We start from the raw sequence: 17759 nt of genomic DNA, 5'->3' as shown, positions 1-17759 counted from the left end.
CATAGGGGCATGTCTGAGACCAGTGCCAACATCGCTGAATGGCTGACTGGCATCCGATGCTCGCTGCGGAGGAGGGCCCGCCGGGTGTGTGGACAATGCTCGCCCCGTTCGGTGAGGTGTACGGCCGGGTGGAGATCCGCCGGCAGGGCGAGACGGTGTTCTACCGGTCCTGGTTCCGCAACACCGAGCTCATCCAGACAGGGACACTCCGGCAGGCGACCATGCTCGTCCACCGTGCGTACATCGCCACGCTCTCCCCCGGTCCCCCACCTGGCGGCATCTATCCCGACCTGTGGCGCCGCACGCAGCTACCGACCAATAGATAGGCTCTGCAGAATGAGCACTGCCTACGCCAGCCCGCGACAGATGGTCGGCTATTCGGTATTTGGAGCAGCCCTCACATGCGGGCCTGCCATCCTGATCCTGACCTTGAACGCTGGCAGTCTCACACGCTCCGCGATCGCCTGGACGGTACTCCTCTACGGCACAGCAGGACTTGTTGGAGCTATCTTGCGAGCCGTCGCTCACTACACGTCCCATGACCACCTCGACGGGCCCGGCAAACTGCTCGCCGTTACCGCCGCTTCCGGCGCGATGATCGTTGCTGCATGGGGACTCCTCTACGGGAACGTCGACAAGCTGCTTGCATGACGGACGCGGACGAGTTCGAAGCTGGTGCGAACCCTCGGTGCACCCGATGTGGAACGGCCATGCGCGACGTTAATGGCGGGTACGAGTGTGCCTGGGACAGCACCCGCATCGACGTCCCCTGGGTAGAACGCCCCATTGGGTCTGACGACCTGCCGAGCATCTGAACGTGCTGACCGCGAGCTGGGGTGGGTCCGGTTCTACTAAAGCCCACCCCATTCCGCCTCACGCTCCAGGGGCCCTCCTTGTACGATCGAGCCGTGCAGCCCGACGACCGCTTCTATGTGTTCGGCCTCGAATGGTGGCCATTCGACGGGGCGGTCACAGGCGCCTTCATTGCTGCTGCAGCCACCTTCGCGACGATCTACTTCAACCACCGTCGCTTCAAGTCAGCAGATTCAAGCCAACAGGGGCGCCACGAGGACGTCGTTTCGATGACTACGCGTCTCAGCGAACGCGAGCTCCTGAACCGCGACATCCAGCGTGCCGAAGAAGCCCTTGCTAACAACGACGCGAATCACTGGGTCTACGCAGGAGTGATTCTTCGCGAGGTAAACCTCAGCGAACATGCCACCGATGCTGATCGCAGGCGTGCGCGGCATGTGATGAGGGCCTTCAAGGAGCGCGTCACCCCGTCAATATAAGGAGTATGATCATCGATCTAGGTGGCACCGACCGAGAGGCGAATCGGATGACAGGCAGAGCTGATGCTTTCCTGTTCGTGATGGACGTCGATCGTGAGATCGCTGAAACGCTCGGCGAGAGCCCCCTGGCTGATGGGCTCTTGGCGACCTCGAAGCCCCTCCCATCCACCTTCGTCCGGTCGTCACGAAAGAAGGTCTGGGCGACGCGGTCTAGCGACAGTGGGCGCTCAGCCTCAGATGTGAGTCAGCGGGCTAAAGGCCGGTTCCTCGAATTGCCCAGCTTGGATCTCTTCTGGCCAGGTCTGTTTATCGCCCATGGCGAGCCCCCTCAGGATACGACGATCCTCCCCGAACCGAGCACACACCCGAAGCGCACCGGTGCCTAACGGACGCAAGGCGCGAAGAAGGTCGTTCACCAGTCTTTTATGACGGCACACGCGACCACAAAGTCGCGGTCTTCCATTCCGATCGGAGGTTTCGCGACGCTGACGCGTCGGAAGCCGGCAGGTTGGTAAAGCCGCTCGTACACAATCTCTTGGGCGTCGACAACGAGAAACCGGCCGGCGACCAACGATCTAGCCTGTGCGACCTTCGCCTTAGCCTCATCGAGCAAGACAGACCCTGGGAGCTGAGCTGCGGTGTAACGGTCGGACCTCGCCAGCTCCGCAATCGAATATGCTCCTGTCACCTCCAACGGAATGTTGCCCATGAGCTTGGTCCGCGCCGAGTTGCTGGCCTGGGTCAGATCGAGAGAGGTCATTCCGATTGTGAAGAAGCCCGCGACATCGATGTCCGACGGCTCACAAGGAGTGATAGCAACATACGTCCGGCTGTGCCCGTGCGCTTCGTAGTTCGCGACTCCGCCGCGAGCAAACTTCTGGAGATGCTCGGACCGAGAACATTCGAATTCCGCGAGGCGTTCGAGCACGCGCCCTTGGAGGGTCGAGTACCGCTCGTCGCTGAGGCTTGCGAGCGCGACTATGTCGTACTCGATCCGCTCAGCGGTCAACGCGCGGAGCGGTGACGGACCAGAGCCTCGAGAGCGCCCAGGCGATCTGAGTGAGCATCACGATAGTGGCTACGGAAACCGGCCGACGCGAGGGGCGCACTGCCGTGGCTCGCGAGGTTCGCCAATTGCTCGACGCCCTCGTCGGTCAGCACATACGCTGCCCCGATAGCTTCAGATGCCATGTCGTTATTACCTCGCTGGTCGGTCGCTCGAACCACAGGGTTCTCGCGCTGAGAACATACTATGGCAGATTAGCCATAGTCACCTGTAAAGGCGCACGGAACCGGCGCGAGGCGCTTACGCGAACGAGTCCAGCAAGCATGCCGCGCACTCAGCGAGGCATCGATATTGGAGTGAAGCCCGCCTGCGGTGAACCGATCTGCAGCTTCACCAGCGCGGAACGCGTTCCAAGTACGAGCAGTGGGTGACAGCGTTCGTGCGCTTCCCGGTCACCTCAACCGGTCGGTAGCAGGTATCTGCGTCGCAGGCGCTCCGTCGATCGAGATGCCGGTGAGCGTCGATCTGTACGCTCGGGTCCATGATGCAGCGGCGGTGGCAGACCCTGACCGAGTGGCCTCTCCTCGCCTCGTCGGTGCTCTTCCTGGTCGCTTACGCCTGGCAGGTCATCGGAGAGCTGCAGGGTGCGGTGAACGCGGTGGCCGAAGCGGTGATCTGGGTGACGTGGGCGCTGTTCCTCATCGACTACGTCGCGAATCTCGCGCTCGCGCCAAAGGCGAGGCGATGGCGCTGGTTCTACACACACCTGTTCGACCTTGCAATCGTCGTGCTACCTATGCTCAGACCGCTTCGGATCCTTCGGCTGGTGACCCTCCTCTCTGTTATCCAGCGGACCGCCGGGAATGCGATCCGCGGCCGGATCATCCTCTATGTGTCCAGTGCGTCGGCACTCCTCGTCTTCGTGGCTGCGCTCGCGGTGCTCGACAGTGAACGGGGCCACGGTGGCGGTATCCAGACCTTCGGCGACGCCGTTTGGTGGGCGTTAGCCACCGTCACAACTGTCGGATACGGTGACCTCTCTCCCGTGACCGCTGAGGGTCGGCTGATAGCGGTCGGTCTCATGCTCGGCGGCATCGCCTTGCTCGGTGTAGTGACAGCGACGCTCGCGTCGTGGATCGTCGAGCGCGTCGCTGAGCACGACGCGGAGACGGACGCCGCGACGGTCGGCCACATCCGTGCTCTCGAGTCGAAGATCGACGAGTTGCAGTCGATGATGCGAGCTCAGGACTGAATCGCCGGCGGGCGTGTAGGCAGCCGAACAAGCGCGCTCGTCCTCCGCAGTGCGCGGGGTCGCCGCCGTCCCCTCTTGAGCGGCGTTCCGCTCAGCCCCACCGCTGGTCGGTAGCGATTCGTCATTACCCGGTGAGGAGCTGCCAGCCGGCTGAAACGATCGTGTTGAGCCGATCCCGAACGGCTAGGTTCAATTCATGATTGACCCGGGGGTAGCCGCAAGGCCGAAGAAGCCCAATATTCCAGCACTGATCCTTCTCGGCGTGGGGAGCATCATGCTCCTTATAGGACTTGTCGGGGCACCAGCTGCACGACGCGCTGCCGAGGAGGATGCGTCTGCCGCCACTCTCAGCAACGCCGTATTTGCCGATGCGCTCGCTGTCAGCGGTTACGAGACTGTCGGGCCAGATCTCACCGGGGTCTGGCTCCTCTACGGGGTAGCGGGCTTCGGCGTACTAGCGGTCCTCCTGGGGCTCGCCGCTTTCGCATTTCGCCGATAGCAAGTCCCGCGTAGATGCGCGGCACTTGCTTCGCGGCGCACCCAGCGATCTATGGGAGCTCGTCGACTGCGCCCACCCACACCCAGCAGCGGTGCTCCCGACCGTCCACGGTGAACGTGATCCCAACAGCCGAGGGAGTCCACCGCGCGGCGACAGCATCGACACGAACGGGCGTCTCACCGAACCGCACCCAGGCTTTCACCTTCCGCCGTGGCTTCGGGTCGACGGTCAGCGGGACCTCGTCGAGTCGGAGCTCATCGGGGGTGAGCGACTGCAGGGGAGCGTCCCGTGCGGTGACTTCCAGTGCCCGTTCGTTCATGCGCGCGTCGACCGCGGTGGCGTATCGCCTGTTCGTGCCCAATGCCGGATGACCCTTCCTCCGGCCGAGAGCATTCCACGGTCCGCCGACACCGCCGCTGCGCTGATGCCAATGGTGCGGCACCGCCGCCTCCTCCCGGGGGAGGCGGGGGCGCCTTCCGGTGACCGCTCCCCAAACATGCGGCTTGCGGAACCACCCCCCGTGGACCGGAATCGTACGCCCGCACCCGGCAGCACTCAAGACCGCGGCGCGTGGGAAGCTGTCCTCGTGTTCACTCCTGACGAGTTCGACGCCGGCACCCAGCCGGAATGCCCTTCATGCGGCACGGTGATGCGTGACGTGGATGGTAGCTATGAGTGCGCGTGGGACGGCACCACTATCGGCCTTCCTTGGGTCGAGCGCCCGTCAGCAGCTGACAGGCTGCCGTCCCTCCACGAGGGTGACTAGCCGTGTCGGTAGAGCCATCTGAGCCTGCGGTCTCGCTTACGGTCATGGCTGAGACTCTGGGCGTCTCGTATCAGGTCATGCTTCGCCTCGCGCGTGAAGGCGAGATCCCTGCGTTCCAGGTTGGGAACCGGTGGCGCATGTTCCCGAGCGAAGTGCTCGCTCATCTAAGAGCAAAGGCGCGCACCGGTGCGGAGGAAGAGGCCCCGCTGATCCCGCGACGCGCCTCAACACGAGCGCACGGCCCTGACAGTCCAGGCGTGCAGAACATGAACGACGTCGACCAGTTCCTCCGGAAGATCGACCCTCACGACCGTTTCACGCGCGAGGAGACAATCGAACGGCTCAAGAGCGCCGGTTTCATGTGACGAAGAAACCCCTCGGACTGATCAGGTCCGAGGGGCTTCGCCGTACGGAACGGCTCAGTCTTTCGGGTTGACATCCTTCTTGCAGAGGATCTTCGCGTTTGCCCACACGGCGGTGACTGCGTCGGAGTTCGGCGAGACGACCGAGAGGCGCAAGCGCATGGCGTCGGTGACGTTCAGGCTGATGGCGGTGGGTTTCCCCAGCTTGAGCGGGACGGATCCCTTCGATGGTGTGGTGCTATCGACGGTGATGTAGCTGGTTCCGGAACTGTCGGAAGGCGATGAATCGTCTGTGCCAGCAAGGGCAGAGAACTGCTTGCACTGGAACGAGAGATTGAACTCCGACCACGACGTCCGGTCATTCTTCGAGCTCCCGGCAATGGCCTCGGGGTAATAGACGCCTGCCATCGTGGCTGCCTGAGCGTACGGCTCGTACCAGCCGTAGCTTGCTTTCGAGTCGACCGTCTTCTGCCCGGCTAGCGGGAACCACTGCCAGACGACTGTGCTGCGGCTGCTTGTCGACCGGCTGAGATCCTTGCCGGCCGTCGTGCCGGGGTAGACGATGCGGTAGGTCGTCGTCCCAAGGCCCACAGCCTTCACCTTCGCGGCGAAGGTCTGCTTCGAGGTCACGGTCGGCGTTGCGCTCAGCGTCCGCCAAGTCGCCCCCGCCTTCACCTGAACGGTCAGCTTCTTGCCTTTCAGGTTTGCGGATGCTCGACCCGACAGGACGATGACCTTCCCCGCGGTGACCGTCCCGCCACTGGCGGCAGCGATCTTGCCAAGCACCACCGTGGTCCGTTCGGCGGCCGAGGCAGGGCTCGGAGCCGCCAGAAGACCGAAACCGACCGCAGCGGCGATGACCGCGACCCCTACTCGCGATCGCGTGAACGCTGATTTGCGCATTAGTTCTCCCCAGAACATGCGGGGCCCCATGACCCCGCGCGTTCGAAGCATAGGGGCGTGACGAGCTGGTGAGCCAGCATCAGTTTCGAACAGGTCCCGACCTACTCGTCATCACATGAGTGCGGCCGCCGACCAGTTTTGTCACCTCCACCGATTGCCGATCCTCATTGGATCTCGGCCGGGCTTACTCGCTCCGCCGGAAACCGCGCACATTGACTACCGGCGTCGGCTCGTCGGTCAGCTGACGCAATCGGATCGCGATGCGGCCGGAGATCTGCGTGCGGTCCATACCCAGCCGAGGAATCGCGTCTCGTGCGGCTTCGGCCAGGTCGGCGTACATCCCTCGCAGTTCCAGGTATGCGTCTGCCAGCCCCGCGGGGCTACCATCCTCCAACCAAAGTCGAACCCTGCGCGTCGCGGCAAGTCTTCCCTCATGCCATGCCCTCGTCGACGCCGCCAGACGCTCATCGGACGGTTCCAGTTCATCAATGCGTTGCCACCACCGCGGTCCCTCCTTCTCGACCAGCTGATCAAAGGCCTGCTGGTTGCGCAATTGCTCCTCCAGGAGCTGGAGGCCCGGACCCGGGTCGGTCCGGCACAGCTCGCGAAGCACTTTGTCAGCCGTTGACCACGGGATGACCCAGCCATCCTGTTCCCGGAATGCAGCCGGATCCGATGTCAAGAAAGTGGGCGAGACGCCGCACTGCGCTCCGAGTCGCTCGGCGTCGCGGACAAGGAGGACGCCTACGACGGTCGAGAACTCCGCAATATCCGCATCGACGTATCGATCGAGGAGCGTAGCCGCGATGTCCCCGATATGGGTCGGAGGGCTGGGTTCGGAAACTCTCTCCCACCGCTCGACTCTCGCCAGGTACTCTCCGCGTTCCGACCACCGGACTCTGCAGCGAGAAGCAGGAGCCCATTCGGCAGCGCCCGCCTTGTCCCGGTCGAGGTGCTGTATTCGTATGCGCTTGGGGTTGCCAGCAGGAACTGTCAGGAGTTCAACCCTGCGCCAACGCCGTGGCTTGGGATCCCAGTAGAGCCACTCCGAACCCTCGTCGCGTTCAGTCATCGAGTTCGCCATGGCAAGAGCTTTCCAGCTTGAGTGTGGGAGCGCGCGGTGCTCCTCAGTCCGCCCGCAGTCCGCAACGCGTCCGCGGAAAACGCGATGTCCCGCAACCACGCCCAATCCCGGGCAACTCAGACAATTGATGCTTGACCGGGGTTTTCAACGCTTGCCAACGACAGCCAGCTGGCCGCGACTTCCGTGCGTTCAGAACCCGGCGTACAGGCCGGCCCATTCGCCCCTCGTACGTCGAGGCGTCCTAGCCCATGAAGGTTTCCGGGGGTGGAGTCAGCCAGATGAGGTCCACTCCGCCGTCGTCGCTACGCGTCCTCGCGGCGATCGAGAAGTTCGCCTCACGAGTGGCGGCGGCCGACTCCGCCCACTCCATGACGTCTCGAGGTGTTGCGTCGTCGACGTCGAAGGCCGCGATGCGAAGCCCGGGGCCAACAAGCATCACGCGGTAACCGACCGCGTAGTCCTCGGAGCGCGCATCGCGCTCATCGACCTGTTGCACCTTCATGGTCAGCGCGAGGTCGTGCCCGCCAGGTCTTCGCCCTCGTCGACCGACGCGCCGGAGTCGTCGCCGGCGAGCGCCAGTGCGGCGGCTCCGATGATGCCCGCGTTGTTGCGGTGCACGGCAGGGACGATCTCGGTCTTCAGATCCAGCAGGGGCAGGAATTTGTCGGCGTGCTTGGAGACGCCGCCACCGACGACGAACAGGTCGGGGGTGAAGAGGAACTCGAGGTGGCTGTAGTACTGCTGCAGGCGCTCGGCCCAGGCATCCCATTCGAGTTCTTCGCGCTCCATCGCCGAGTACGCGGCGAAGTGCTCGAAGTCCTTCTTGTGGCCCGGGCGGTGCAGGTGGCCGAGTTCCGTGTTCGGGACGAGGACGCCCTTGTAGATCATGGCGGTGCCGATGCCGGTCCCGAGGGTCGTGAGCAGCACGACCCCGTCGCGGTCCTTCGCAGCGCCGTACCGCATCTCGGCGACGCCGGCGACGTCGGCGTCGTTGGCGAAGTGGATCTGGCGGCCGAGACCCTTCTCGAAGAACGCCTCGGCCTCGAAGTCGATCCAGGTGTGCGCGACGTTCGCGGCCGACAGTGTGCGGCCGTTCTTCACGATCGCGGGGAACGCCACACCGAGGGGGATATCGTCGTCCGTCACCTCGAGCTTCTCCAGAACCTCGGTCACGGCCTTCAGGACATCATCGGGCTCGGCGCCCTTCGGTGTCGGGACCTTGATGCGGTCGGTGAGGAGCTTTCCCTGCGAGAGGTCGACGAGGGCACCCTTGATGCCCGTCCCTCCGATGTCGATGCCGACGGCGGTGGTGGCGGTCCCAGTCATGCATTCGAGCCTAGTCCGACCGCGGCAGCCCGGACGTAGGCCTCTGGCGGACCCGTCCGTAGGATGAACCGCACGAGGCCGAGGAGGACCCCATGAGCGACGCCGACAAGTACTGGTACAACCTGAAGACGGGTGAGGTCCAGCAGGGCTTCGAGTCTCCGGCGGTCGATCGCGCCGGTCCGTTCGACACCGCCGAGGAAGCGGCTCGTGCCCCGGAGATCATGCGGGAGCGTTCGCGCAGGTGGGCCGCAGAGGATGCCGCCGAAGACGAGTGAGCAGGCGCCGCGTCGCGTGACGGCGTCGCGGCTTCGGACCGCTAGTCTGGCAGTCGGCTCGGCACCGGGAAGGATGCGATGGACAAGCAGCGTGACTTCGTTCTGAGGACGATCGAGGAGCGGGGGGTCAAGTTCATCCGGCTGTGGTTCACGGATGTGACGGGGACCCTCAAGTCGGTCGCCATCGCCCCCGCCGAGGTGGAGGGCGCGTTCGCCGAGGGCCTCGGGTTCGACGGTTCCGCGATCGAGGGGCTGACGCGTTCCTACGAGTCCGACCTGCTGGCTCATCCGGACCCCGCCACGTTCCAGACCCTGCCGTGGCGCGGCGAGATCGATCCCACGGCGCGCATGTTCTGCGACATCACGACGCCCGACGGGCAGCCGGCAGTTGCCGACCCGCGCAACGTGCTCAAGCGCGCACTGGCCAAGGCCGGGGACGCGGGCTTCACGTTCTACACGCACCCCGAGATCGAGTTCTACCTGCTCAAGTCGTCGTCGTTCGGTCCTGAGGGTCCCGAGCCGGTCGACTCGGCAGGCTACTTCGACAACGTCCCCGGCGGCACCGCGCACGACTTCCGTCGTCGGTCGGTGCGGATGCTCGAGGACCTCGGCATCTCGGTCGAGTTCAGCCACCACGAGGGTGGGCCCGGTCAGAACGAGATCGACCTCCGCTACGCGGACGCTCTGGCGACTGCGGACAACATCATGACCTTCCGCACCGTCGTGAAGGAGGTCGCGATCGAGCAGGGCGTCTACGCCACGTTCATGCCGAAGCCCCTCAGCGGCAAGCCCGGCAGCGGGATGCACACGCACATGTCCCTCTTCGAAGGTGACATGAACGCGTTCTACGAAGAGGGTGCGCAGTACCAGCTCTCCAAGACCGGTCGACAGTTCATCGCGGGCCTTCTTCGTCACGCGAACGAGATCTCGGCCGTCACGAACCAGTTCGTGAACTCGTACAAGCGCCTCTGGGGCGGCGACGAGGCCCCGAGCTTCGTCTGCTGGGGCCACAACAATCGCTCCGCGCTCGTGCGCGTGCCGATGTACAAGCCGAACAAGGGACAGTCCACGCGGGTCGAGTACCGCGCGCTGGACTCGGCGGCGAACCCCTACCTCGCGTACGCGCTGATGCTCGCGGCCGGCCTCAAGGGCATCGAGGAGGAGTACGAGCTTCCCCCCGAGGCCGAGGACAACGTCTGGTCGTTGACGGATGCCGAGCGCCGAGCCCTCGGCTACGGTCCGCTGCCGTCGAGCCTGGACCACGCCCTCGAGTACATGGAGGAGTCCGAGCTCGTGGCGGAGACCCTCGGCGAGCAGGTCTTCAACTACGTGCTGCTGAACAAGCGTCGCGAGTGGCAGGAATACCGGTCGCAGGTCACGCCCTTCGAACTGCAGAAGAACCTCGAGATGCTCTGAGGCCATGGCCTCGATCGAGCGACGGGCTGCGCTCACCGATCTTGCCCGTGCGGGGTTCTCGGACCTCGCATCGTCCTCCGACGCGTTGGACGAGCTGAGCGAGCTGAGCGGCATCGCCCGTACCGATCTCGTCGTGGCTGCGCAGCGGGCGGCGGACCCCGACGGTGCGGTGCAGGCATGCGTGCGGATCGGTCGGCGTGCCCCCGACGCCCTGACGCATGTGCTCGCCGAGGCTGGCGACGTCGCGTGGTCCCTGCTCGGGGCTTCCTCGGGCTACGCCGACTTCTTCCTGCGTCATCCCGAGGAGCTCGTGCACCTGATCGGCGCGGGACGGATGCTGCCCTCGGGGCGCACCATGCGGGAGAGCCTCTTCGAATCCGTCGGGGCGGACGCCGACGGGTTCGCCGCGGCATCCGATGAATCCGCGTGGATCGCTCTGCGTGTCCGTTACCGCCGGCTCGTGGCGCTCGTCGCCGCCTACGACCTCGCTTCCGACGATGCCGCCGACGTACTGCCGGAGGTCGCGGCGGCGCTGGCGGATGCCGCGGGCGCGGCCCTCGACGCCTCGCTGTGCGCCGCTCGCGCTCGCGCGGCGACGATGTTCCCGCGTGACGAGGTCGCTGTGACGCGCCTCGCGGTCATCGGCATGGGGAAGACCGGCGCGCGCGAACTGAACTACGTCAGCGACGTCGACGTCATCTTCGTCGCCGGGGTGGCCGAAGGAGCGGAACTCGCGGAGGGCCGCGCGGTCGACATCGCGACCCGTCTCGCGGCGCTGACGATGCGCGGCATCTCGGACGTCGAGATCGAACCGCCCCTGTGGGAGGTCGACCCCAACCTCCGGCCCGAAGGCAAGCAGGGAGCCCTCGTCCGCACCCTCGACTCGCACCTGTCGTACTACGCGCGGTGGGCGAAGAGTTGGGAGTTCCAGGCGCTTCTGAAGGCGCGTGCCCTCGCCGGGGATCTGGAACTGGGGGAGCGGTACTGCGCCGCGGTGCAGCCGCTCGTCTGGACGAGCAGCGCCCGGGAGAACTTCGTCGACAGCGTCCAGCGGATGCGTGAGCGCGTCACGGACCACATCCCCTCAGACGAGGTCGCCCGGCAGCTGAAGCTCGGGCCCGGCGGCATCCGCGACATCGAGTTCACCGTCCAGCTGCTGCAGCTGGTCCACGGCCTGTCGGACGAGGGCATCCGTCAGCAGAGCACCCTGGGTGCCCTGGTCGCCCTCGTCGGGGAGGGATACATCGGGAGAACGGATGCCGCGGCCTTCGGCCAGCACTACCGCACCCTCCGCGTCATGGAGCACCGCCTGCAGCTGCGGCGACTGCAGCGTACCCACCTCATGCCGACCACCGACGACGAGCTGCGCGTCCTGGCCCGAGCGACCGGGCTGGCGACGGATGCCGCTGGGATCGGAGCCGTGTGGGAGCGCATCAAGCTCCAGGTGCGGGAGATCCACATCCGGCTGTTCTACCGCCCGCTCCTGTCGGCGGTGGCGGCGCTGCCCGCGGACGAACAGGGCGCCCTGTCGTCCGCTCAGGCGCATGACCGGCTTGCGGCGATCGGATTCCGAGACCCGGCGGGGACGCTTCGCCACATCGGAGCGCTCACGAGCGGACTGAGCCGGAAGGCCACCATCCAGCGCCACCTCATGCCCGTCATGATCCGCTGGTTCGCCGACGGGGTCGATCCGGACTACGGCATGGTCTCGTTCCGGCGCATCAGTGAACGCCTGGGCGACACCCCCTGGTTCCTGCGGATGCTCCGCGACTCCTCTGGTGCGGCGGAGCGTCTGACCCACGTGCTGTCGGGCTCACGGTATGCCGCCGATCTCATGGAGTGGATCCCCGAGGCGGCTGCCTGGCTCGACTCCTCGGAGCAGCTGCGACCGAGGTCCGGGTTCGCGCTGCAGCAGGAGGCGCGCGCGATTCAGGCGCGCCACGAATCGATAGGCGACGCGATGCGCTCGGTGCGCGCGCTGCGTCGCCGCGAGCTCCTCCGCCTCGCCCTCGGGGGACTGCTGGGCGAGCTGACGATCGCCGAGCTCTCGCAGGGTCTGACGTCGATCAGCGAGGTGACGATCCAGGCGACCCTCCGCGCGGTGTGGCGCGAGGTCGTCCCGCCCGAGGACGACGCGCTGGACTTCGCGGTGATCGCGATGGGGCGCTTCGGGGGAGCCGAGCTCGGCTTCGGCTCCGATGCCGATGTCATCTACGTCTACGACGCCAACGGCGTGCCGGCGCAGCGGGCGCAGGAGCTCGCGCTCAAGATCGTCCAGGGGCTGCGCACCCATTCGGAGGATCAGCGCGCGCCGTTCGATCTCGACGCGGGTCTTCGCCCGGAGGGGCGGAACGGCCCGATGGTGCGATCGCTCGACTCCTACGCGGAGTACTACCGCCGGTGGTCGCTGTCCTGGGAAGCGCAGGCGCTGTTGCGTGCCCGCGGGGTCGCCGGAAGCGTCACGCTGATCGGCCGCTTCATGGCGCTGGCGGACGACCTCCGGTACCCGCTTCATCCCGATTCGCAGGGTCTGCGCGAGATCAAACGGATCAAGGCGCGGGTCGAGAACGAGCGACTGCCGCAGGGGGTCGATCGGTCGCGGCACCTGAAGCTCGGGCCGGGCGGACTCAGCGACGTGGAGTGGCTCGTGCAGCTCCTCCAACTGCAGCATGCCGCCGACGTCGAGGGTCTCCGGACCACGTCGACCACCACCGCCCTCGAAGCCGCCCGCAGCGCCGGATTGGTTCCGGATGATGCGGCCGAACGTCTTGCCGAGGCATGGTGGCTCGCCAGCCGGCTCCGGTCGGCCAACACGCTCCTCTCCGGCCAGACCAGCGACGTGCTGCCGAGCGATCGTGGCAAACTCGACGGCATCGGCAGACTCTTGGAGTATGAGCCGCGCTCCGCCACGCAGGTGGAGGAGGATTGGCTGCGTACCGCGCGTCGGGCACGTCGCGCCTTCGAGAATCTCTTCTACGGCTGAGTGCCGATCACACCGAAAGGCACCCCCATGTCCGTTGGACTGCTGGCCGTCGTCGACGACATCCTGAGCGCCGCCCTGAAGGCCTCTTCCAAGACAGCCGGTGTCGTCATCGACGATGCTGCCGTGACGCCCCAGTACGTCCAGGGGGTCACGCCGGCTCGGGAGCTCCCGATCGTGGCGAAGATCGCGCTCGGCTCGCTCGTCAACAAGTTCCTCATCATCATCCCGATCGCGCTCGTCCTGACGGCGTTCGCCCCGCAGGTGCTCCCTTTTCTGCTCATCCTGGGAGGAGCGTTCCTCTGCTTCGAAGGCGCTGAGAAGGTGCTCGAGTGGTTCGGGTTCCACATGCACGCCGAAGAGGAGGAGGAGCGCGACGAGAAGAAGCTGGTCCTCGGCGCCGTCCGCACCGACCTCATCCTGTCGAGCGAGATCATGCTCATTGCGCTTGACAGCCTCGAGGAGGACCTCGGGGTATGGCAGACCCTCTCCATCCTGGCGGTCATCGCCCTCATGATGACCCTCCTCGTCTACGGCGCCGTCGCACTGCTGGTGAAGATCGACGACATCGGATTGAAGATGGCGAAGAGCTCGATCAAGCGCGTGCGCCACAACGGCGCCCGGATCGTACGCTCCATGCCTGCGGTGTTCCGTGCCATCAGCATCCTCGGCACCGTCGCCATGCTGTGGGTCGGTGGACACCTCGTGCTCGAGAACGTGGGCAAGGTCGGTTGGCACTGGACGACGGACCTGCTGCACGGTGTGGAGCATCTGCTCGAGGCCGCCGGGCCCGTCATCGTGTGGATCGGCGAGACACTCGTGTCCGCCGTCGCCGGTCTGCTCCTCGGGCTCGTCATCGTCGGAGTCATCCTGCTGATCGGACGCCTGCGCGGCAAGGACCGGGGACACACGAAGACCGAGACGCCGGCAGCCCACTGAGGCTGTCAAGGGGGCGTGGTCCCGGTGTGGGGGAGCGTAGCGTCCGAGGATGACGAACCACCACGATTCCCCCTCCGGCGAACCCACACCCGCGACGGATTCACCCCAGTCCCAGGTCGATGGGGTCGACCGGGACACCGCCTACAGCCCCGGCAGTGAGACCGAGACGCAGCAGAAGCAGGGCGAACATGTCTCCGACGACGTCGACGGCGACATCGACGCGTCGCAGGTCCAGGTCGCACCGGGCACGGGTGGCCCCGACGACGTCGGCGACATCGAGGTGGATCCGAAAGACATCAACCTGCCGGGCTTCTGACGTCGTTATCCGATCGTTCGGTGACGGTGCATCATTCACCTATACGTTCGAGGAATGACACCTCAGAGAGCGGTTCGACCGCAGATCGGAAGACGTACGGCGGCGGCATCGATCGCTCTCCTCGGGGCGCTGGCTGCCAGCGGATGCGCCCCTACAGGGACGAGCGGCGGGGCACCCGCACCCAGCGATTCGGCCGTGCCGCCGTCCTCAGCCGGTGCGTCATCGGCTGCACCCGCTCCGTCGCCCTCGCCGTCCGTATCCGCCGGCGCTGAGCCTGTGGTCCTAGACTCGACCGAATGGGGCGAGCTGGTCTCGGAATGCGTCAGCGCGAGCATGCCGGATCAGCCCCTCACCGTAGATGAGGACAGCGCGCTCGTCGTGCGGCGCACCGTGACGCCGGAATGGTTCGTCTACGTGCCCGCCGAGACGGAGGACGGGTACCTGTGCACATTGTCGGGAGAGACGGATGCCCCGGTGGTCCAGTCATGGGGAACCTCCCTGCGGCCCACCGGTGATGAGCTTCAGCGATGGCTGACGACCAACGACAACGAGGGTCTCTGACGCACGTCGTCACCTCCCGGGCGACGCAGAAGAGCCCGCCGGCGTCCTGCCGGCGGGCTCTTCTCGATCGTGGGATCAGACCCCGAAGTACAGCTCGTACTCGAAGGGGTGCGGGCGTGCCGCGATCGGCTTGATCTCGTTCTCGATCTTGTACTCGATCCACGTCTCGATGAGCTCGGGCGTGAACACGTTGCCGCGGGTGAGGAACTCGTGGTCGGCCCGCAGAGCCTCGAGCGAGTCGAGGAGCGAGTTCGGGACCTGCGGGATGTTCTTCGCTTCCTCGGGCGGCAGCTCGTACAGGTCCTTGTCGACCGGCTCGTGCGGCTCGATGCGGTTGATGATGCCGTCCAGGCCGGCCATCATCTGCGCCGCGAAGGCGAGGTACGGGTTACCGGAGGCATCCGGAGCGCGGAACTCGATGCGCTTGGCCTTCGGGTTCGAGCCGGTGATCGGGATGCGGATCGCAGCCGAACGGTTGCCCGCCGAGTAGACCAGGTTGACGGGAGCCTCGTAGCCCTTGACCAGTCGCTTGTACGAGTTGATCGTCGGGTTCGTGAAGGCGAGGACCGCGGGGGCGTGTGCGAGCAGGCCGCCGATGTACCAGCGAGCGGTGTCCGAAAGCCCGCCGTAGCCCTTCTCGTCGTAGAACAGCGGCTTGCCGTCGAGCCACAGCGACTGGTGCGTGTGCATGCCGGAGCCGTTGTCGCCGAAGAGGGGCTTGGGCATGAAGGTCGCGACCTTGCCCCACTCCTCGCAGGTGTTCTTGACGATGTACTTGAACTTCAGGATGTCGTCCGCCGAGTGCACCATGGTGTCGAAGCGGTAGTTGATCTCCTGCTGGCCACCCGTGCCCACCTCGTGGTGCGAGCGCTCGAGCACGAAGCCGGACTCGATCAGCTTGAGGGTGATGTCGTCGCGGAGGTCGGCCGTCTTATCGACCGGGCTGACCGGGAAGTACCCACCCTTGTACGGCGTCTTGTTGGCGAGGTTTCCGCCTTCTTCGACGCGACCGGTGTTCCACGCGCCTTCCTCGGAGTCGACGGAGTAGAAGCTCGAGTTCTGCTTCACCTCGTAGCGAACGTCATCGAAGATGTAGAACTCCGCCTCGGGCGCGAAGAACGCGGTGTCGGCGATGCCGGTGGAGGCGAGGTACTTCTCCGCCTTCTTGGCGACCTGGCGCGGGTCCTTGTGGTAGATCTCGCCGGTGCGCGGGTTGTAGATGTCGAAGATCATGACGAGCGTCTTCGCCTCGCGGAACTGGTCCAGGTAGGCCGTCGTGACATCCGGGATCAGCTGCATGTCGGACTCGTGGATGTTCGCGAAGCCGCGGATCGAGGAGCCGTCGAAGAGCTGGCCGACCGTGAAGAACTCCTCGTCAACGGTCGAGGCCGGGATGTTGAAGTGCTGCTGGACACCAGGCAAATCCGTGAAACGGATGTCGAGGAACTTGACGTCCTCGTCCTTGATGAAAGCAAGCACCTCGGAAGAATCTTTGAACATGGAGTCTCCAAGATCGGGTGCGATGTCGACGCCCGTCGGATCAGGCGCTCCTCGAACCTATCGGGAAGCAGTTGCTCGGCAGTGTCCCCGATGTTTCGAGGATGTTACGTGGGCGCGATTAGTCTGAAGCGGTGACCTCGTCCTCGCCCGATCATCCCGGAGAACGGTTGGGCCGTCCCGCCACCGGCCGCGGCAGTATCGGTCGCCCCGGTCGTCGTATCGGCGCGCTCTTCATCGACTACGCGGCAGCGACCATCCTGGCGACTGCGTTCTTCGGATACGACCAGTTCGCTCTGCCCGAGAAGGCCGGGTGGACACTGTTCGCGCCGATGATCGTCTTCGCCGTTCTGCAGGTCGTCTTCATCCCCACGATCGGGGGAAGCCCGGGGCATCGCATCCTGGGGATGCGCGTCGAATTGGCCCGCGGTGCATGGCCGGGCCTGTGGCGCCCGATCGTCCGCACGGCCTTGCTCGTCGTCGTTCTGCCGGCGGTCATCTGGGACGCCGATCAGCGCGGACTCCACGACAAAGCCGTCGGCACCGTCCTCGTCAGAGGCTGAACCGGGTCAGCGAGGCCGCTGCGCCCGGGCGCGCGCCGGATCGATCCCCTTGGGGATCGGAAGCGAGGTCACCGACTGGGAGACCGATTCGATGCGCTTGACGACGGCGGCGAGTGTCGCACGGTCGACGTTCTTGGGCAGCGACTTGATCGTCTTGGCGAGTTTGGAGATGTGGATGTCGCCCTCGCCGTCGCCGACGTAGAGGACCTCGACGTGGATCCCGGATGCCACCCGCGAGACCTTCTTGCGCTCGTCGTTGATGAGCCGCGTCAGGCGTCCACGGGCTCCCTCGCCGATGATGACCACACCGCCGCGCCCGACGGCGCGGTAGACGGCATCCTGCGTTCGGGGGTTCACGCCGACCGGCATCTCCGAGGTCACCCAGCTGCGGCCGAGGCCCGTCGACAGGACGTGTCCCACGGCTCCGGGCATCCCGTCGAGCTTGCGGTACATGACGCGCGTCGACAGGCGGGTCAAGAGGACCATCGCCAGCAAGATACCCATGAGAAGGCCGCTCACGCCCCAGAGGATGACGCTCCAGATCTCCACCGGCGGCACGAGGAAACCGATCCCGATGCCCACTCCGATCCCGATGAGGACCGCGCCGATGAGCGCCCACGGCAGCCAGCGGAACTCGCTCTGCGTGAACGTGTAGAGCGAGCGGATCTGCGAGAAGAATCCGGGGCGTTTCTCAGGTGCGGTACTGCGGGATGCCATGTGCT

Annotated in this window: 20 protein-coding genes; 12 read left to right on the top strand and 8 right to left on the bottom strand. The window is 65.6% G+C overall.

The window, feature by feature from the left end:
• The first annotated feature begins 38 nt into the window (after positions 1–38).
• The 3 genes from MRBLMI1x_RS12325 to MRBLMI1x_RS12315 all read left to right on the top strand — a co-directional run bounded on the left by MRBLMI1x_RS12325 (position 39) and on the right by MRBLMI1x_RS12315 (position 1292).
• On the top strand, positions 39–326 hold the full coding sequence (locus MRBLMI1x_RS12325) for a hypothetical protein (RefSeq protein ID WP_363459055.1): 288 nt from the start codon (positions 39–41) through the stop codon (positions 324–326).
• A 10-nt stretch (positions 327–336) separates the two neighbouring features.
• The gene (locus tag MRBLMI1x_RS12320) at positions 337–651 is read left to right on the top strand and encodes a hypothetical protein (protein ID WP_363459053.1); all 315 of its coding nucleotides are present in this window, start codon (positions 337–339) and stop codon (positions 649–651) included.
• Between the two features lie 257 nt (positions 652–908).
• Positions 909–1292, top strand: a complete 384-nt coding sequence (locus MRBLMI1x_RS12315) for a hypothetical protein (RefSeq protein ID WP_363459051.1) — start codon at positions 909–911, stop codon at positions 1290–1292.
• Between the two features lie 412 nt (positions 1293–1704).
• Here the strand turns inward: MRBLMI1x_RS12315 and MRBLMI1x_RS12310 are convergent, their stop codons facing one another.
• Positions 1705–2301: a hypothetical protein gene (locus tag MRBLMI1x_RS12310; protein ID WP_363459049.1), complete on the bottom strand. Its 597-nt coding sequence runs from the start codon at positions 2299–2301 to the stop codon at positions 1705–1707.
• 592 nt (positions 2302–2893) lie between these two features.
• Between MRBLMI1x_RS12310 and MRBLMI1x_RS12305 the strand changes: the two genes are divergently transcribed.
• Positions 2894–3550, top strand: a complete 657-nt coding sequence (locus MRBLMI1x_RS12305; protein ID WP_363459047.1) for a potassium channel family protein — start codon at positions 2894–2896, stop codon at positions 3548–3550.
• Positions 3551–4098: 548 nt separating this feature from the next.
• Here the strand turns inward: MRBLMI1x_RS12305 and MRBLMI1x_RS12300 are convergent.
• The gene (locus MRBLMI1x_RS12300; protein WP_363459045.1) at positions 4099–4368 is read right to left on the bottom strand and encodes a hypothetical protein; all 270 of its coding nucleotides are present in this window, start codon (positions 4366–4368) and stop codon (positions 4099–4101) included.
• Positions 4369–4859: 491 nt separating this feature from the next.
• On the opposite strand from MRBLMI1x_RS12300, the gene MRBLMI1x_RS12295 reads away from it, so the two are divergent.
• Complete coding sequence (locus tag MRBLMI1x_RS12295) at positions 4860–5180, top strand: helix-turn-helix domain-containing protein (protein WP_363459043.1); 321 nt, start codon at positions 4860–4862, stop codon at positions 5178–5180.
• Positions 5181–5234: 54 nt separating this feature from the next.
• Here the strand turns inward: MRBLMI1x_RS12295 and MRBLMI1x_RS12290 are convergent, their stop codons facing one another.
• The 4 genes from MRBLMI1x_RS12290 to ppgK all read right to left on the bottom strand — a co-directional run bounded on the left by MRBLMI1x_RS12290 (position 5235) and on the right by ppgK (position 8490).
• A complete protein-coding gene (locus MRBLMI1x_RS12290) occupies positions 5235–6098 on the bottom strand; it encodes an NPCBM/NEW2 domain-containing protein (RefSeq protein WP_363459041.1) in 864 nt (287 codons plus the stop codon).
• Between the two features lie 166 nt (positions 6099–6264).
• A complete protein-coding gene (locus MRBLMI1x_RS12285) occupies positions 6265–7164 on the bottom strand; it encodes a hypothetical protein (RefSeq protein WP_363459039.1) in 900 nt (299 codons plus the stop codon).
• Positions 7165–7405: 241 nt separating this feature from the next.
• Entirely contained in the window at positions 7406–7666 is a 261-nt protein-coding gene (locus tag MRBLMI1x_RS12280; RefSeq protein WP_018186658.1) for a hypothetical protein, read from the bottom strand.
• A gap of 2 nt (positions 7667–7668) precedes the next feature.
• The gene (ppgK, locus tag MRBLMI1x_RS12275) at positions 7669–8490 is read right to left on the bottom strand and encodes a polyphosphate--glucose phosphotransferase (protein ID WP_018186659.1); all 822 of its coding nucleotides are present in this window, start codon (positions 8488–8490) and stop codon (positions 7669–7671) included.
• Positions 8491–8582: 92 nt separating this feature from the next.
• Here ppgK and MRBLMI1x_RS12270 point away from each other — a divergent pair, with 92 nt between their 5' ends.
• The 6 genes from MRBLMI1x_RS12270 to MRBLMI1x_RS12245 all read left to right on the top strand — a co-directional run bounded on the left by MRBLMI1x_RS12270 (position 8583) and on the right by MRBLMI1x_RS12245 (position 14977).
• Positions 8583–8765: a hypothetical protein gene (locus MRBLMI1x_RS12270; RefSeq protein ID WP_018186660.1), complete on the top strand. Its 183-nt coding sequence runs from the start codon at positions 8583–8585 to the stop codon at positions 8763–8765.
• 78 nt (positions 8766–8843) lie between these two features.
• Positions 8844–10181 carry a type I glutamate--ammonia ligase gene (glnA, locus tag MRBLMI1x_RS12265; protein ID WP_018186661.1) on the top strand — a complete coding sequence of 446 codons (1338 nt, stop codon included), beginning with the start codon at positions 8844–8846 and terminating at the stop codon, positions 10179–10181.
• Positions 10182–10185: 4 nt separating this feature from the next.
• The gene (locus tag MRBLMI1x_RS12260; RefSeq protein WP_363459035.1) at positions 10186–13164 is read left to right on the top strand and encodes a bifunctional [glutamine synthetase] adenylyltransferase/[glutamine synthetase]-adenylyl-L-tyrosine phosphorylase; all 2979 of its coding nucleotides are present in this window, start codon (positions 10186–10188) and stop codon (positions 13162–13164) included.
• Positions 13165–13191: 27 nt separating this feature from the next.
• The gene (locus MRBLMI1x_RS12255; RefSeq protein ID WP_363459033.1) at positions 13192–14100 is read left to right on the top strand and encodes a DUF808 domain-containing protein; all 909 of its coding nucleotides are present in this window, start codon (positions 13192–13194) and stop codon (positions 14098–14100) included.
• A gap of 49 nt (positions 14101–14149) precedes the next feature.
• Positions 14150–14416, top strand: coding sequence for a hypothetical protein (locus MRBLMI1x_RS12250; protein WP_018186664.1), 267 nt, complete (start codon positions 14150–14152; stop codon positions 14414–14416).
• 333 nt (positions 14417–14749) lie between these two features.
• Positions 14750–14977 (top strand): hypothetical protein, encoded by a 228-nt coding sequence (locus MRBLMI1x_RS12245; protein WP_256335387.1) that lies wholly within the window; start codon positions 14750–14752, stop codon positions 14975–14977.
• Between the two features lie 75 nt (positions 14978–15052).
• Here MRBLMI1x_RS12245 and glnA (MRBLMI1x_RS12240) read toward each other — a convergent pair whose 3' ends face one another.
• Positions 15053–16477, bottom strand: a complete 1425-nt coding sequence (gene glnA, locus MRBLMI1x_RS12240) for a type I glutamate--ammonia ligase (RefSeq protein WP_018186667.1) — start codon at positions 16475–16477, stop codon at positions 15053–15055.
• A gap of 131 nt (positions 16478–16608) precedes the next feature.
• Between glnA (MRBLMI1x_RS12240) and MRBLMI1x_RS12235 the strand changes: the two genes are divergently transcribed.
• Positions 16609–17037 carry an RDD family protein gene (locus MRBLMI1x_RS12235; RefSeq protein ID WP_363459030.1) on the top strand — a complete coding sequence of 143 codons (429 nt, stop codon included), beginning with the start codon at positions 16609–16611 and terminating at the stop codon, positions 17035–17037.
• 6 nt (positions 17038–17043) lie between these two features.
• Here the strand turns inward: MRBLMI1x_RS12235 and MRBLMI1x_RS12230 are convergent, their stop codons facing one another.
• Positions 17044–17754 (bottom strand): DUF4191 domain-containing protein, encoded by a 711-nt coding sequence (locus tag MRBLMI1x_RS12230; protein WP_363459028.1) that lies wholly within the window; start codon positions 17752–17754, stop codon positions 17044–17046.
• Between the last annotated feature and the right edge of the window lie 5 nt (positions 17755–17759).

Origin of the sequence: Microbacterium sp. LMI1x-1-1.1, assembly GCF_040676205.1 — a bacterium.
In the GTDB taxonomy this organism is placed as follows: Bacteria; Actinomycetota; Actinomycetes; order Actinomycetales; family Microbacteriaceae; genus Microbacterium; species Microbacterium aquilitoris.
Note: the sequence above shows the minus strand (reverse complement) of the source record. Positions and strands in the feature narration are given on the sequence as shown.

Coding starts and splice junctions, on each gene's coding strand:
- MRBLMI1x_RS12325 (WP_363459055.1), top strand. CDS start 39: ATGGCTGACTGGCATCCGATGCTCGCTGCGGAGGAGGGCCCGCCGGGT.
- MRBLMI1x_RS12320 (WP_363459053.1), top strand. CDS start 337: ATGAGCACTGCCTACGCCAGCCCGCGACAGATGGTCGGCTATTCGGTA.
- MRBLMI1x_RS12300 (WP_363459045.1), bottom strand. CDS start 4,368: ATGAACGAACGGGCACTGGAAGTCACCGCACGGGACGCTCCCCTGCAG.
- MRBLMI1x_RS12295 (WP_363459043.1), top strand. CDS start 4,860: ATGGCTGAGACTCTGGGCGTCTCGTATCAGGTCATGCTTCGCCTCGCG.
- MRBLMI1x_RS12290 (WP_363459041.1), bottom strand. CDS start 6,098: ATGTTCTGGGGAGAACTAATGCGCAAATCAGCGTTCACGCGATCGCGA.
- MRBLMI1x_RS12285 (WP_363459039.1), bottom strand. CDS start 7,164: ATGGCGAACTCGATGACTGAACGCGACGAGGGTTCGGAGTGGCTCTAC.
- MRBLMI1x_RS12280 (WP_018186658.1), bottom strand. CDS start 7,666: ATGAAGGTGCAACAGGTCGATGAGCGCGATGCGCGCTCCGAGGACTAC.
- ppgK (WP_018186659.1), bottom strand. CDS start 8,490: ATGACTGGGACCGCCACCACCGCCGTCGGCATCGACATCGGAGGGACG.
- MRBLMI1x_RS12270 (WP_018186660.1), top strand. CDS start 8,583: ATGAGCGACGCCGACAAGTACTGGTACAACCTGAAGACGGGTGAGGTC.
- glnA (WP_018186661.1), top strand. CDS start 8,844: ATGGACAAGCAGCGTGACTTCGTTCTGAGGACGATCGAGGAGCGGGGG.
- MRBLMI1x_RS12260 (WP_363459035.1), top strand. CDS start 10,186: ATGGCCTCGATCGAGCGACGGGCTGCGCTCACCGATCTTGCCCGTGCG.
- MRBLMI1x_RS12255 (WP_363459033.1), top strand. CDS start 13,192: ATGTCCGTTGGACTGCTGGCCGTCGTCGACGACATCCTGAGCGCCGCC.
- MRBLMI1x_RS12250 (WP_018186664.1), top strand. CDS start 14,150: ATGACGAACCACCACGATTCCCCCTCCGGCGAACCCACACCCGCGACG.
- MRBLMI1x_RS12245 (WP_256335387.1), top strand. CDS start 14,750: ATGCCGGATCAGCCCCTCACCGTAGATGAGGACAGCGCGCTCGTCGTG.
- glnA (WP_018186667.1), bottom strand. CDS start 16,477: ATGTTCAAAGATTCTTCCGAGGTGCTTGCTTTCATCAAGGACGAGGAC.
- MRBLMI1x_RS12230 (WP_363459028.1), bottom strand. CDS start 17,754: ATGGCATCCCGCAGTACCGCACCTGAGAAACGCCCCGGATTCTTCTCG.